This is a genomic window from Streptomyces sp. NPDC051218, assembly GCF_044455475.1.
In the GTDB taxonomy this organism is placed as follows: domain Bacteria; phylum Actinomycetota; class Actinomycetes; order Streptomycetales; family Streptomycetaceae; genus Streptomyces.
Window position 1 is genome coordinate 106,209 of sequence record NZ_JBITEU010000007.1, and the last position, 13,092, is coordinate 119,300.

General features: G+C 70.7%; 9 protein-coding genes. 6 read left to right on the forward strand and 3 right to left on the reverse strand.

From position 1 onward, the window contains the following. Nucleotides 1-2: 2 nt before the first annotated feature. From ACIBCK_RS21680 to ACIBCK_RS21695, 4 genes are read left to right on the forward strand one after another with little or no spacing between them, the layout of a single operon-like run. On the forward strand, nucleotides 3-716 hold the full coding sequence (locus ACIBCK_RS21680) for a hypothetical protein (protein ID WP_399392511.1): 714 nt from the start codon (nucleotides 3-5) through the stop codon (nucleotides 714-716). Further along, nucleotides 713-1,708 carry a DUF6895 family protein gene (locus ACIBCK_RS21685; RefSeq protein WP_399392513.1) on the forward strand — a complete coding sequence of 332 codons (996 nt, stop codon included), beginning with the start codon at nucleotides 713-715 and terminating at the stop codon, nucleotides 1,706-1,708. The genes ACIBCK_RS21680 and ACIBCK_RS21685 overlap by 4 nt, the downstream gene beginning before the upstream one ends. Further along, nucleotides 1,705-2,628, forward strand: a complete 924-nt coding sequence (locus ACIBCK_RS21690) for a DUF6895 family protein (RefSeq protein ID WP_399392515.1) — start codon at nucleotides 1,705-1,707, stop codon at nucleotides 2,626-2,628. The genes ACIBCK_RS21685 and ACIBCK_RS21690 overlap by 4 nt, the downstream gene beginning before the upstream one ends. Continuing rightward, the gene (locus tag ACIBCK_RS21695; protein ID WP_399392517.1) at nucleotides 2,625-3,635 is read left to right on the forward strand and encodes a serine hydrolase domain-containing protein; all 1,011 of its coding nucleotides are present in this window, start codon (nucleotides 2,625-2,627) and stop codon (nucleotides 3,633-3,635) included. The genes ACIBCK_RS21690 and ACIBCK_RS21695 overlap by 4 nt, the downstream gene beginning before the upstream one ends. 141 nt (nucleotides 3,636-3,776) lie before the next feature. On the opposite strand, the gene ACIBCK_RS21700 is transcribed toward ACIBCK_RS21695, so the two are convergent. The 3 genes from ACIBCK_RS21700 to fxsT all read right to left on the reverse strand — a co-directional run bounded on the left by ACIBCK_RS21700 (nucleotide 3,777) and on the right by fxsT (nucleotide 10,725). Beyond that, entirely contained in the window at nucleotides 3,777-5,207 is a 1,431-nt protein-coding gene (locus ACIBCK_RS21700; protein WP_399392519.1) for a carbohydrate-binding protein, read from the reverse strand. Nucleotides 5,208-5,422: 215 nt separating this feature from the next. After that, nucleotides 5,423-6,781, reverse strand: a complete 1,359-nt coding sequence (gdhA, locus tag ACIBCK_RS21705) for an NADP-specific glutamate dehydrogenase (RefSeq protein ID WP_399392520.1) — start codon at nucleotides 6,779-6,781, stop codon at nucleotides 5,423-5,425. A gap of 230 nt (nucleotides 6,782-7,011) precedes the next feature. Beyond that, on the reverse strand, nucleotides 7,012-10,725 hold the full coding sequence (gene fxsT / locus ACIBCK_RS21710; protein ID WP_399392522.1) for an FxSxx-COOH system tetratricopeptide repeat protein: 3,714 nt from the start codon (nucleotides 10,723-10,725) through the stop codon (nucleotides 7,012-7,014). A 406-nt stretch (nucleotides 10,726-11,131) separates the two neighbouring features. Between fxsT and ACIBCK_RS21715 the strand changes: the two genes are divergently transcribed. Further along, the gene (locus ACIBCK_RS21715; protein WP_399392524.1) at nucleotides 11,132-12,019 is read left to right on the forward strand and encodes a PP2C family protein-serine/threonine phosphatase; all 888 of its coding nucleotides are present in this window, start codon (nucleotides 11,132-11,134) and stop codon (nucleotides 12,017-12,019) included. 20 nt (nucleotides 12,020-12,039) lie between these two features. Continuing rightward, a complete protein-coding gene (locus ACIBCK_RS21720) occupies nucleotides 12,040-13,062 on the forward strand; it encodes an MASE1 domain-containing protein (RefSeq protein WP_399392526.1) in 1,023 nt (340 codons plus the stop codon). The last annotated feature ends 30 nt before the right edge of the window (nucleotides 13,063-13,092 follow it).

Sequence of the window (13,092 nt, forward strand, 5' to 3'; positions counted from 1 at the left end):
GTATGGAGGAGTCAGGCACTACGACGCCTCTGGCAGGCGCGGTGCAGGGCCTCACATCGGAACTGGTCTCCGCTCTTCGGAGCGGGGGCCGTTTCCGGTTGGCCGGCACCATCACCGGTCCCGATGGGCCGGCTGCCGGAAACGGACTCGCTCTCGCCGCCGTACGGGTGGTGGGTGCCGATGCCGTTCTGCCGGGTGTCCTGCGGCGCACACCGCTCGAACCCGACGATCTCGCCGTGTTCAGCAAGGCGGTGCACGCGTATCCGCCCCCCGCCGATGCCTCGCCCACGTCGGTGTGGAGCCACTGGGCCATGCGGCGAACGCTGGCGGGGCTGAACACGTCCCTCGACGGGGCACCGGACCATGATGGAACAGAGCCTCGGGCGGCCTGGCTGGAGGACGCCCCGTGGCAGCTGCTGACCCATCAACTCGCCGTGCTTGCGCCCCTCGCGGTGCCCGGCGTCGACTGCGCGGTGGCCCGGGTGGCCCGCGCCCGTCCCGTGGATGTCGCCCGGGGCTTCGTCCGTGCGGTCCGCCGCCGCGACTGGCTGCAAGCCGCGGGGGCCGGCCGCTGGCTGGTCATGCTCGACGGAGTGCCGCAGACGCTCGGTCTGGAGACCGGTCTCGAGTTCGTGGCGCAGATGGGCGGCGAGGACCCCCGCGTAGTGCTGCAGGTGGAGGCGGCGCAGCTGATACGGGCCGGAGTGCCGGGGTGAGGGCGGGCGACGTCCGGGGGGTCGCCGATGCGGCGCTGGCCTGGGTGTGCGAGCACCGCGACGACTTCGCGCTCGGGGATGACGCCCTGGCCGAGTCCGGCAACGTGAACTTCACCTGGAAACCGATCGGCGAGCTGGCGCACGTGTGCGTCACGGTCCGCCGGCACACCGAACCGTCCACGCCCCTGCACCAGAGGGCGAGTGACCTGCTGACCTTCGCCTGGCGGCAGACCGGGCAGGGCGAGCTCCTGCGCCGGTTGCAGCGCCTGGAGCCCTTCGCGACGTACCCCTTGGAGATCTACTCGGCGTTCGCTTCGGCCGGGCTGCGCCACGACGGCTTCGAGCAGGCCGCCGCGACGGTGGCCCGCACCCGCTCGTGGCAGATGACCGAGCAGCAGCCCAACCGGCGTCTGGGCATCCTGAACTCCGAACGCCACAGCGGCATGCGGCCGCACCAGGGCATGGAGCGGGCGCTCGAGCGCACCTGGCTGGGCGGACTGCCGGAACCCTGGATGTTCGAAGGGGACGCCGGTTACACGCTCACCCATGTGATTTTCCACCTCACCGACTGGGGCGCCGCGCCGCACCACGTTCCCCCGCAGGTCGCCGACTACCTGTCGCAGTGGCTTCCGCCGTGGCTCGACACCTGCCTGGAGGACGAGCGGTGGGACCTGAGCTGTGAGCTGCTTGCCGTGGCCGGCAGCCTGCCCGGCCCGCCCGACCGCACGATGCTGCGAGACGCCTGGACGCGACTCGCCCGCGCGCAGGCCGCGTCCGGCGCCGTTCCTGAGGTCGGCTCGGGGCGGGACGGTCGGGGCGGGCAGACGCCCAGGGACGACTTCATCGGTTGCTACCACTCGACTCTGATGACCGCCTTCGCCGCCGTCCTGACCGCCGGCGCACTGCACGCTCACCAGGGCAGGACCGCGCACCGGGGCAGGACCGCGCACCGGGAACAGGACGGACAGAGGGGACGAGGAGTGTCGACATGACCAGCACCCGCCTCATGCACACCGTCGGCAGCCGCGCCCTGGAATGGCTGCACGCCCACCGCGACGGGTTTCGCCTGGAACCGGACGTGGACCCGGAAGTGGGCTTCCTGGAGCGCTTCAAGCCGATCGGCGAACTGGCACTCATCTGCGCGGTGCTGTTCCGTGAGGGCGTGGCAGGGTCCCGGGAGGCGCAGCTGGCACGGCAACTGCTCGACCATGCCTGGCGCAATACGTTGGACGGCGGTCAGATGCTGGTGCGCGGCCAGCGCATCGAGCCGCTCTCGCCCATTCCCTTCGAGGTCTACCTCCCGTTCAAGGAGCTGGGCTACAGCCACCCCGCCTTCGAGCAGATGTTCCAGCTCAACCAGCGGCTCGAGAGTTTCGCCGCCCGCGAGATGCCACCCGTGCGGCGCCTCGGGCTCTCCGCGTTCCAACGCCGCTGCGGGCTCGAGCCCCGGCCGCCGGAGGCCGAGGTCATCGGCCGGACATGGCTGGGCCGTACCCCCGAACCCTGGACCGTGGAGGGGCACACCGCCTACGACATCACCCACACGGTCTTCCACCTCACCGACTGGGGCAAGACCCCCGACACCATCCCCGCCCCCCTCGTCGATTACCTCGCCACCTGGCTGCCGGTCTGGCTGGACGACTGGCTCGACCTGCAACGCTGGGACCTCCTCGGCGAACTCCTCGTCGTCGACGCCTGCCTGCCCCGCCCCACCCTGGACGAGCGGGCCTGGGAGGGTTTCGCCGCCGCCCAACAGCCCGACGGGGCGATGCCCGCTGTGCGCACCATCCCCCAGGGCGATCCCGAGGAGCTCTTCGACCTCATCTACCACCCCACGCTCGTCGCCGCCTTCGCCTCCGTCCTGGCCACCTCCCGCGCCCTGACGCAACTGGCCCACCCGGCACCCGCGTGACAACCGACGAGACGGTACGCCGACAGCTGGACGACGCCATCGCCGCCGTGGAAGCACCCGACGTCGTCCTCGCACTGTCCCGGGAAGGCCGCCGCACGGTGCGCTGCGGCGGTACGCAGCCGCCACCCCCCGTTCCCCGGGACCGGCTGCGTTACGAGATCGGCTCGGCCTCCAAGACGTTCACGGCTCTGCTGCTGGCGCACCTGACGCAATCCGGCGCTCTCTCCGCGGGCGAGCCGGCCCTTTCCTTCCTCGCTCCGGAGCGGGCCACCGGCACAGACCCCATCACCCTCGCCCACCTGATCACCCACACCTCCGGACTGCCCTCCCTGCCCCTGGACTTCTACCCCCGGGCCCTGCCCACCTGGCGCACCCAGCCCTACGCCGGCTACCAGGACCGGCACGTCATCGACGCCTTCGTACGCCGCCGGCCGCTCCGGCGGCCCGGCACCCGCTGGCACTACTCCAACTTCGGTGTCGCCGCGCTCGGGCACGCCTTGGCCGCCGCCACCGCCACCCCCTGGGACGACTTGCTCACCCAACAGGTGCTGCGGCCACTGCGGTTGGACGGCACGGCACTGCGCCCCGCCGGCCCGGACACGGACGCCACCGGCCACCGCAAGGACGGCACCACACCCACGCCCCCGCTGACCATCGGCGGCTTCGAGGCGGCAGGCGCGATCCGCGCCACCCCGCACGACCTGCTGACCTTCCTCGAAGCCCACCTCGACCCGACGGGCCACCCCCTGGCCGCAGCCCTGCGGGGGGCGAGCCGCCCGGTCCTGCGGCGCGGCTGGGGGCACCGGCACACGCACACCATGTCCTGGTTCCAGCACCCCTCCCCGCACGGCCCCCTCTACTTCCACTGCGGGGCCACCCTCGGCCAACAAGCGTTCCTGGGCTACAGGCCTGACACCGCGACGGCCCTGGCCGCCGTCTGCACCCGCCGCTACCGCGCCCGCGAAACGTTCGTCACCACCGCGTACGCACTGCTCACACAGGACTGAGTCGGCAGCGATGAGTCTCTCCGGTCGGGCAAGTCTCACCATCGTCCGGACGTCCGGCTCGGCGGCGGGGCCAGCCCGAGCGGCGTGACGCACCACCTGTTCTGGCGCAAGTGACCGACCCTCAGAGGACTTCGGCGGCCGTCAGGCGCGCTGCCACAGGGCCGGCGTGCGGGCGGGCTGCCATACGCCCTGTGCCTGGTGGGGCTGCAGGCACACATAGGTGACACCGTCGTACGTCACTCGTGCCCCGGTCTGGTAGACCTTGCCCGTGCCCCAACTGCCCGATGCTTCCTGCGTGCTGGTGTCGCGCTGGGCGGGGGCGGCCTTCAAGGTGAGCCCGAACTCGTTGAGCAACGGGTTCAACGGCTGGTGGAAGGTGACCCCGCCGGCCTTGCAGTCGCCGCTGCCCCCGGAAGTGATGCCCTGGGCCTGGGCGCCGGAGAGGTAGGAGCCGCCAGAATCGCCCGGCTCCGCACACACCGTGGTGCGGGTGACCCCCTTGATGACCCCCTCGGCGTAACTCACGCTGGTGCCGTGCTGCTCGATGGTCCCGCAGTGCCAGCCGGTGGTCGACCCGGACCGGCAGATCGCCGCGCCCACCAGGGCCTGCACCGAACCGGCGACCTGAACATCCGCCGTTCCCTCGCTCTTCACCCGAGGTGTGGCGGTCCACTGGTCGTTCACGCCGACCCAGGACATGTCCTTGCCCGGAAAGACCGACGCCTCGAAGGCGCCCTGGGCGACCTTGTTGAAGCCGGTGGTCTTGGCGCCCGGCTTGCCGCAGTGCCCGGCGCTGGCGAAGCCCTGCTTGGCGCCCTTGGTCACCGAGAACCCCACCGAACAGCGGGCCTTCTCGTCGATGTAGTACGCGTCGCCGCCGCGAACGTCATGCAGCGCCCGCGGACGGTCGGCCGACACCCTGACATCCAGGAGCCGCCGGTCGACGCCGGCCGCCGCGATCAGCTTGTCGGCGGCAGTGCTGCTCGTCGCCTGCACCGTCGCCTTGTTGGCCCGCACATCGACGTACCGCACCGGCGTATCAAGACCGCCGCCCGTCGCGGCGGCGGCATCCAGCTTCGCCGTGAGCGCCTCAAGGTCCTGCAGACCATGCTTGACGACCTTGGCCTGCGCCCCTTCCGCCTTGATCGCAGCGACATCCGCGGCATTCGTGGTCGCCACCACCAGGCTGGCGGAGGTCGTGCCCTGCACCCAAGCACCCGCGAAGTTCTTGCCCAGGGTGTTCTGAAGACGGCCCGCCCGCGTCCCCGCCTCCGCCTCATTGACCAACCGGGTCCGCGCCTGCTCGCCCGACAGGCCCAAGTCACGCTGCAGCGCCCGCAGCAGAACCCTCGGCGGCTTGTCGGCGGCCAGCGTCTGCGCGGCCGACGGGGGCGCCGGTGCCGCGGACGGCTGTGGCGCCGGAACAGGCGGAGTCGGCGTGGGCGGCGCGACAGCCGCGGCGGCCACCGGCAGCCCCGTCAATACGAAGGCACCCAGCACACTCACCACGAACCACGCGCGCCGGGCAGGTCGGGCGGGCTGGCCGGGTCGGTCTGCGCGTCTGTCAGCCATGAGTGATTCCTCATTCTCGGAAGATCCGGTTCGACGGGGTGGGGCAGAAAAACGTCGAAACCTAGACCTTGCCGACACCGACTCAGAAAATGCCCCCACACCTCCAGTTCGGCACAACGGACCACACCAACGACCCACCCGGCCCAACACCCGAGATCCATACGCCGACGAGGCGCGAGCCGTGCTCGCGCCTCGTCATGGTCGGGCCTGTCCGGTCAGATGACGCCCTGGGCCAGCATCGCGTCCGCCACCCGCTCGAAGCCCGCGATGTTCGCGCCCGTCACATAGTCGCCCGGGGCGCCGTATCGCTCGGCGGTCTCGTCGCAGGTGGCGTGGATGTCGTTCATGATGTGCGTCAGGTCTTCCTCGACGCGCGCCGCCGGCCACGACGTACGGGCGTGGTTCTGGGCCATCTCCAGGGCGCTGACGGCGACGCCGCCCGCGTTGGCCGCCTTGCCGGGCCCGAACGCGACACCCGCCTGCTGGAAGAGGCGTACCGCCTCGGGGGTCGTCGGCATGTTGGCGCCCTCCGAAACCACCTTCACGCCGTTGCGGATGAGCGCGGCCGCGTCATCGCTGTCCAGCTCGTTCTGGGTGGCCGACGGCAGGGCGATGTCGGCCGGTACCTCCCAGACCCGCCCGCCCGGCACGAAGCGGGCCGAGGCGCCTCGGCGTTCGGCGTACGTATCGACCCGTCCGCGTTCGACCTCCTTGACCTGCTTGAGGAGGTCGAGATCGATGCCCTTCTCGTCGACCACGTATCCGGACGAATCCGAGCAGGTCACGGCGTTGGCGCCGAGGGCGGCCAGCTTCTCGATGGTGTAGATGGCGACGTTGCCCGAGCCGGAGACGACCGCCGTGCGGCCCTCCAGGTCCTCACCGCGCCGGCGCAGCATCGCCGCCGCGAACAGGACGTTGCCGTATCCGGTGGCCTCCGGACGGATCAGCGAGCCGCCCCAGCCCTGGCCCTTGCCGGTGAGGACGCCGGCCTCCCAGCGGTTGGTGATGCGCCGGTACTGACCGAACAAGTAGCCGATCTCCCGGCCGCCGACGCCGATGTCACCCGCGGGCACGTCCGTGTGCTCGCCGATGTGCCGGTACAGCTCCGTCATGAACGACTGGCAAAAGCGCATGACCTCGGTGTCGCTGCGGCCCTGGGGGTTGAAGTCGCTGCCGCCCTTGCCACCGCCGATGCCGAGGCCGGTCAGCGCGTTCTTGAAGATCTGCTCGAAGCCCAGGAACTTGATGACGCCGAGATTCACCGACGGGTGGAAACGCAGACCGCCCTTGTACGGGCCGAGCGCGCTGTTGAACTCCACGCGGAAACCGCGGTTGACGTGGACGCGCCCCCGGTCGTCCTGCCACGGCACCCGGAAGAGGACCTGCCGCTCCGGCTCGCACAGCCGCTCGATCAGTCCGGGCTCGGCGTACTCGGGACGGGCCGCAAGGACCGGCGCCAGTGACTCCAGAACCTCGTGAACGGCCTGGAGGAACTCCGGCTGGGCGGGGTTGCGGTGCTCGATCTCGGCGAGCAGCTGCGCGAGCGTGGTCTTCGTCTCGGATCGCGTGGTCAAGGGAGCCCTTTCTGGCACGGCTGCGGGGGTCCGGCACGGGGCGCGGCTCGCTCCGGTGCAGGCCGGTCGGGGCGCTCGGCGGCGTTGCCGTGCGCGGGACGCTCAAGTGTTAGGCGCATCGAAACATACTGACCGGCACCGGGGTCCAGGGGGTGCGACCACGATGCGAGACCGGGCGCGATGCCGGCGTTCGCCGGGCGCCGGGGGACTGGGGGCCCGAGCGCTAGGCATCAGGCCGGAAGCGGGTCGAAGGTCCATACAGGACGGCCGTGGGCGTGGGCGGCCACGGTGAGGCGGTGATGTTCTCCCAGGGTCTCGACGAGGTCAGCCAGGGCGCGGGCCCGCATCGCCTCCGCTTCCTTCCGGGCCCCCGTCGAAAGCAGCTCAGCGGCCACGGCCACGCGCGCCAGCAGCGTCTGCGGATGGCGGGGCCCCAGTGCCGCCGCCGCATCGCGGGCCGTGTTCCTCGCCAGCGACAGTGCTGCTTCAGGCCGGCCATGGAGACCCAAGTCCGAGGCGAGGTTGTACGCGATACCGAGCGTCCAGGGGTGATGTGGCCCAAGGGCGCTCACGGCGGACGTCATGGCCTGTTCGCCGAGTTCCACCGCACCCGGCGCGTCCCCTCCCGCGCGCACGGCCACCGCCAGGTTCGTCAACGCGCCTGCCGTACAAGGGTGTTCGAGGCCGAGCAGCGTCCGGCAACGGTCCGCCACTTCATGACACAGCGCCGCCCCGTCCTCGAGGTCACCGTGCGTACGTTCTGCGGCCGCGAGGCTCGTGGCGGCCCTGAGCGCGAGCGGGGAGGCGGGACCGAGGAGATCGTCGGTGGCCTGACGCACTTCCCTGAGTCTGGTCAGGCTCTCTCCCACGGCGTCGTTGCGCAGCTCACAGAGCGCCAGATGGTGCTCGGCGCACAGAGTGGCGGGGTTCTCGAAACCGAGCAGCTCGCGGTATCCGAGTGTGGCCTGCAGCTGCTGGGCCAGGGCGTTCTCGTAGTGGCCCAGCAGACGAAGGTCCATCGCGTGTCGTGCCTCCGCGAGGAGGCTGCCCATGTTCGGGGGCTCCGCGAGGCTTTGGTATCCGGCGACCGCCCGGCGGTCGAGAGTCAGCGCTTCGGAGTAGCGTCCGAGCAGCCGCAGCGAGTCGGCCACGCCGATGACCGCTTCGAGAGTGCACGGATGGGCCGGCCCATGCAGGTCCTCGCGGCCCCTGCACGCCGTGCGGGCCTGCTCCAACGCGTCCTCGTAGCGGCCGAGACCGCGCAGATCCGTGGCCACGTGCCCCGTCGTCTCGATCGGGTCGGTGCACTCGGGCCGCTCCGTGGCACGAAGCCTCGCCTGCTCCTGACGGTCGGAGTCCAGCGCCCGGCCGTAGTGGCCGAGCCCTCTGAGCACTTCGCCGCGCCGTGCCGCCAGGAGGTGTTCCTGCGGCGGTCCTTCGTCTCCCGGGCGGCTGGTCCATGCGCGCTCGACGCGCTCGATGAGATACAGCGCGGAGCGGGACTCGCCGCGCAGGTGGAGGTAGCGCGCACAGTTGAGGATCAGTCCGGAATCCTCCGCGATGGCCTCACCCGGGGCCGCCGAAGACTCCAGATGCGGCACGATCTGGGCGTACTGGGGCCATACGCGGACGTTGTCCGGGTCGCGCGGATCCGCGGCGGCCAGCGCGTGGCGGACCCGCCGAAGGAGCGTCGAACGATATCCGCCCGCCATGTCGTCGCGGACCACCCGGCGGACCAGTGGGTGCATGCGCAGCGTGGCGCTCGGCGTCTCGAGCGCCTCATCGCTCTCCTCGCTGTACTCCACGTCGGCGAGGGAGTGCGCCACGATGGTGCCGACCATCTCCTGCCAGCGCAGCGCATCCAGGGACTGCCCGCGCAGGGGTTCCGGAAGGCTGAGCCTGAGCAGGCCGAGCGGGGCCCCGCTGTCGGCGAACAGAACGCAGACGTGCAAGAGGTCCACAGCCTCGGGAAACGATTCACGGAGCCGCCTCAGGACGGCGAGCAGGGCCCGGGAGAACGTCGTGGGGTAGTCGCCGGTAGCGCGCAAGGGCGCCCTTTCCCATGAGGTGTCACGCAGCCGGTCGAGGTATTCCGGCACGGGAATCCGGGTGTGATCCAGGTAGGCGAGCGCCTGGGCGATGGCCAGGGGGTGGTCACCGAGTTCGTCCGCCAGCCGGTCGGCCTGGGAAGGGCTCATCCGGGGGAGCCTGCGGTGGATCAGCAGAACGCTCTCCGGCCGGTCAAGCGGGAGCAGCCGCACGGTCTCCACCTCGTGCTCCGCCCAGTCGCTGTTCTGCGAGGTGATCAGTACGTGGCCGGGGCCGCCGGGAAGGGAGCCTGCGATGTCGGCGGGGTCGTCGGCGCCATCGAGGATCAGCAGCCAGCGACCGTACGGGGTCCCTCGGCGCAGGGCCTTGAGGACAGCGTCCACGCCGTCGTCGCCACGGTCCACGCCCAGGGCCGGAGCGACAGCGGCGAGCCCCTGCCGGAACTCGTCCCGCGTCCCGGCAGGAACCCACCACACCACGTCGTACTGAGCCGCGAACCGATGGGCGTACTCGGCGGCGAACTGTGTCTTGCCGATGGCCGGCATGCCGACCAGGGCGACCATGGCCGCCCCCGGCGGTGCTTCGTCCAGCCAGTGGCGCAACTGCCCGAGCTGAGCGCCCCTGCCGGTGAAGTGCGGATTGCGCCGGGGGACGTCGCCCCACACGGGTGGCGGCTCAGCAGGGTAGCGAGGGGCGCTGGGGCCGGTCTTGACACCTCCGAGGGCCGGGTCGATGTGGAGCCGCTGCAGGACGCGGCGCTCGTCGTCGTCCGCTGCGACGCCGAGCAGGCGCGCGCCCGGAAGGATGGCGACCAGGTGGGGGAACTCGCGATCGGAGAGGGTGAACGCGGTCAGCCGATGCGTCTGTACCGAGGGGCCCGCGGCTCGCAAGGCCCGCGCCCAGCCCTCCTCCGTATGCCCGCCGGCCGGCACGAACTCCTCACTGAGGAGCAGGATATGGGTGCCGTCCACCACCAGAAGCGACCGCAGAACCTCCTGCAGGGAGAGGCCGACGGGCGGGTCCCAGCTCTGAATGGCGGCGTCGTGGCCGATGGTCTCAAGACGGTGTCTGATCCACACCGCCCACGGCCTGTCCGGTCCGGCGTAACTGATGGTGAAGCGGCCAGGGTCGGTGCCGGAACGCGCCTCGGCCTCCGCGGCCAGGGTGTCCTCCGCCGCGAGCATCTGGTGTTCCAGCGTCTCGCACCGCCGTTCCGCCTCGATGGCCTGGCGCTGTGCCTGATCCAGGGCCCCGCGCAACCGCGCTATCTCGCCCAGGAGACGATCGCGCTCCTCCAGCAGTCGATGGTGCGCGGTGTGCAGGGACTCCAACTCCTGACTGTCTGTGCTGTGTTGGGCAATAGATGACAGCTGCAGCCGCTGTTTCTCGGCGTCCATCTCGGCGATGCGGCGTTTCTTGTCCAGCAACACTTCTGACAGCGCCTCGACGTTGGCCTCGGCGGACTGGAGCTTTCTGTCGGCGTCCACCAACAGGTCCTTGAGGAGCTGCAGTTCATAGCCCAGCTTGCTCGTGGTCTTCAGCGCGGCCCGTTGCAGGACCGTCACGCGGTCGGTGACGTGTACGGAGACCGGGCGCCGCAGGGCCTCGGCGGCATCGGTCAGGAGTCGTTCGACGAACTCCGCCGGGGCGACCGCCGTGCCGTTGAGGTAGCGGGAGACCGTGCCGGGGTCGTAGTGCGCACGGACCGCGTAGCGACGTACGGATATCCGCATACCGACGAACAGGCTGCGCAGCGCCTCGGCCAACTCACGGCATTCGGGAGGGACATGAGGCGGTATCGGCTTCAGGACGCTCCCGCCGGTCTCCTCCCACGGCGTCGGCGCGAGCTCCTCGCGCGCCGCGCTCTCCGGCTGCTGCTCTGCCAGTTCGTCCACGTCCCGCCCCCGTCGGACTCACGCGGCGTTGGAACGCCCCGCAACGCGTGCGTACCCCCACAACACCTGGTCCGCCGAGCAGAGTGAAGACACCCGGCAACGATGCCGATCCCACCGAAGGACATCAGAATGCCACGTTTGAGCCGCAAGAGCCCCGCCCGCGAAGAGGTCGGCACACGCCCGGTTCTCGCCATGACCGCCGCAGCACTGTCAGGGGCGGTGGGCGCTGTCATCGCATGGCTGTTGGACGCGATTCCGTGGCCGTGACGGCGGTGACGGGGTGCGGTCCGTGTGATCTGGGGGCAGAGTTAGTGGCGTGACTGTGCCGAGTGGCGCATGCCGAGTGGCGCATGTGGTCGACGACAGATGAGCTGACGCGGGTGTTCTCGCGGGTCCGGGGCGATCGATGTTCCGTACGCAGGCGGCCGACGGCGGCGATGAGCTGCTTGCCAGGCTGGGGGCGCTGACCGCCCGGGCCCGGGAGCTGGCACGGATGCAGCGCTCCCGGGTGGAGCTGGCGGTGGCCCTGCAGCGCGGCATGCTGCCGCACGACCTTCCCCAGGTCGCGGGCGTGAGGCTGGCAGTGGGCTATATGCCGGCCAATCGCGGGCTCAACGTCGGTGGGGACTGGTACGACGCTTTCACGATGCCTGATGGCCGTGTGGGCCTGTCCATCGGGGATGTGCAGGGGCACAACATCAAGGCGGCCGCGTTCATGGGACAGGTGCGTGTCGGTCTGCGGGCGCTTGCCTCGGTCACGGGCGATCCGGGGGAGCTGCTCGCACGTACCAACGACCTCCTGGTGTCGCTGGGCGCGGACCTCTTCGCGACGTGTACGTTTCTGCGGCTCGATCCGGCCACCGGGGTCCTGGAGTGCGCCAGGGCAGGCCACATTCCCCACATCTGGGCCACGGCGGATGGCCGCTCCGGTGTCGACGAGGGGGAGTGCGGCCCCCCGCTGGGCGTGCTGGAGGGCGCCGAGTACCCGGTCGTGTGCCACCGGCTCACCACGGACGGGGTCGTGGTGCTGCTGACCGACGGGGTGGTGGAGGGGCCGTCGCTGAACCTGGACGAAGGCCTGCGGCGGGTGCGGCGGCTTGCGGAGATCACTACCGCCGCCAGTCTGGGCATCGACGAGCTGGCGCGCGGGGTGATGCGGCTGGCGGACACGGTGGGGCACGAGGACGATGCCGCTGTCCTGGTCGTAGGCCATGCGGGCGCGGCTTTGGAGGAGGACGCGCCGTATGCCTTTGAGGGACCGGGGGGACACGGACAGGCGCCCTGGCCTGGCTGAAGTGGCCCGCCCGGTGTCTCATGGCTGCTGTGTGGGCGAAGCGGCGGTTCCGGTTGTCTGTGGAGGCTGCCCTCAAGACACTGGCCGTGGCCGCCTGCTATTACGTGGCCGGACGGCTGGGACTGCTGGGACGGCTGACTGTCGAGGGAGTGGTCGTCACACCCATCTGGCCGCCCACCGGCGTTGCCGTCGCCGCCCTGCTTGTCTACGGCGCCCGGGTCTGGCCCGGGATCGCGGTGGGTTCCCTGCTCGTCATCGCCACCCTGACCACCCCGGAGCTGACCACCGTGGTCACCATCGCGGGCAACACCATCGCCCCGCTCTGCGCGTATCTGATGCTGCGCCGGGCTGGTTTCAGGGTGGCGATCTCACGGTTGCGGGATGGTCTGGCCCTGGTTTTCCTGGGCGGTCTCGGCGCCATGCTGATCAGCGCCACGGCGGGGGTCGGGCTGCAGGTGCTGACCGGTGCACTGGACACGGGGGAGTTCTGGTCGGTGTGGCTGGCCTGGTGGGTGGGCGATGCGATGGGTGTCCTGCTCGTCACGCCGCTCCTGCTCGTGCTGGCGGGAGCCGTCGGTCCGCTGCGGACCAGACGCTGGAAGGAGATGCTGTGCCTGGCGTTTGCGGCCCTGATCGTCGTACCGGTGGCTGTGGTCGGCGAATTGAGCCTGCTGTTCCTCGTCTTCCCACTGCTGATCTGGGTGGCGTTGCGCTTCCAGCTGGCCGGGAGCATGCTGTGCGCGCTCTTCGCGTCCGTACTGACCACCTTCGAGGCGAACCGGCAGCAGGGTGCCTTCTTCGATCTGTCAGCCGTGGAGATCATGACGAAACTGCAGGCGTTCAACGGTGCCACGGCACTGACGGCGCTGCTGCTGTCCGCCATGGTCGCCGAACAGCGCGCGACCCGGCGATCAGTACAGAGCGCGTGCCGAGAACTCGCGGAAGTACTGGACCACCTCGCCGCCGGCGAAACCCCACCTGAACCATCCCCCGGCCTCCACCGCAGCACCACGACGACACCGGACCGCCACCGGGAGCGGTAGGCGGACCTCACCGCCCCCAGGGCTTCGCGG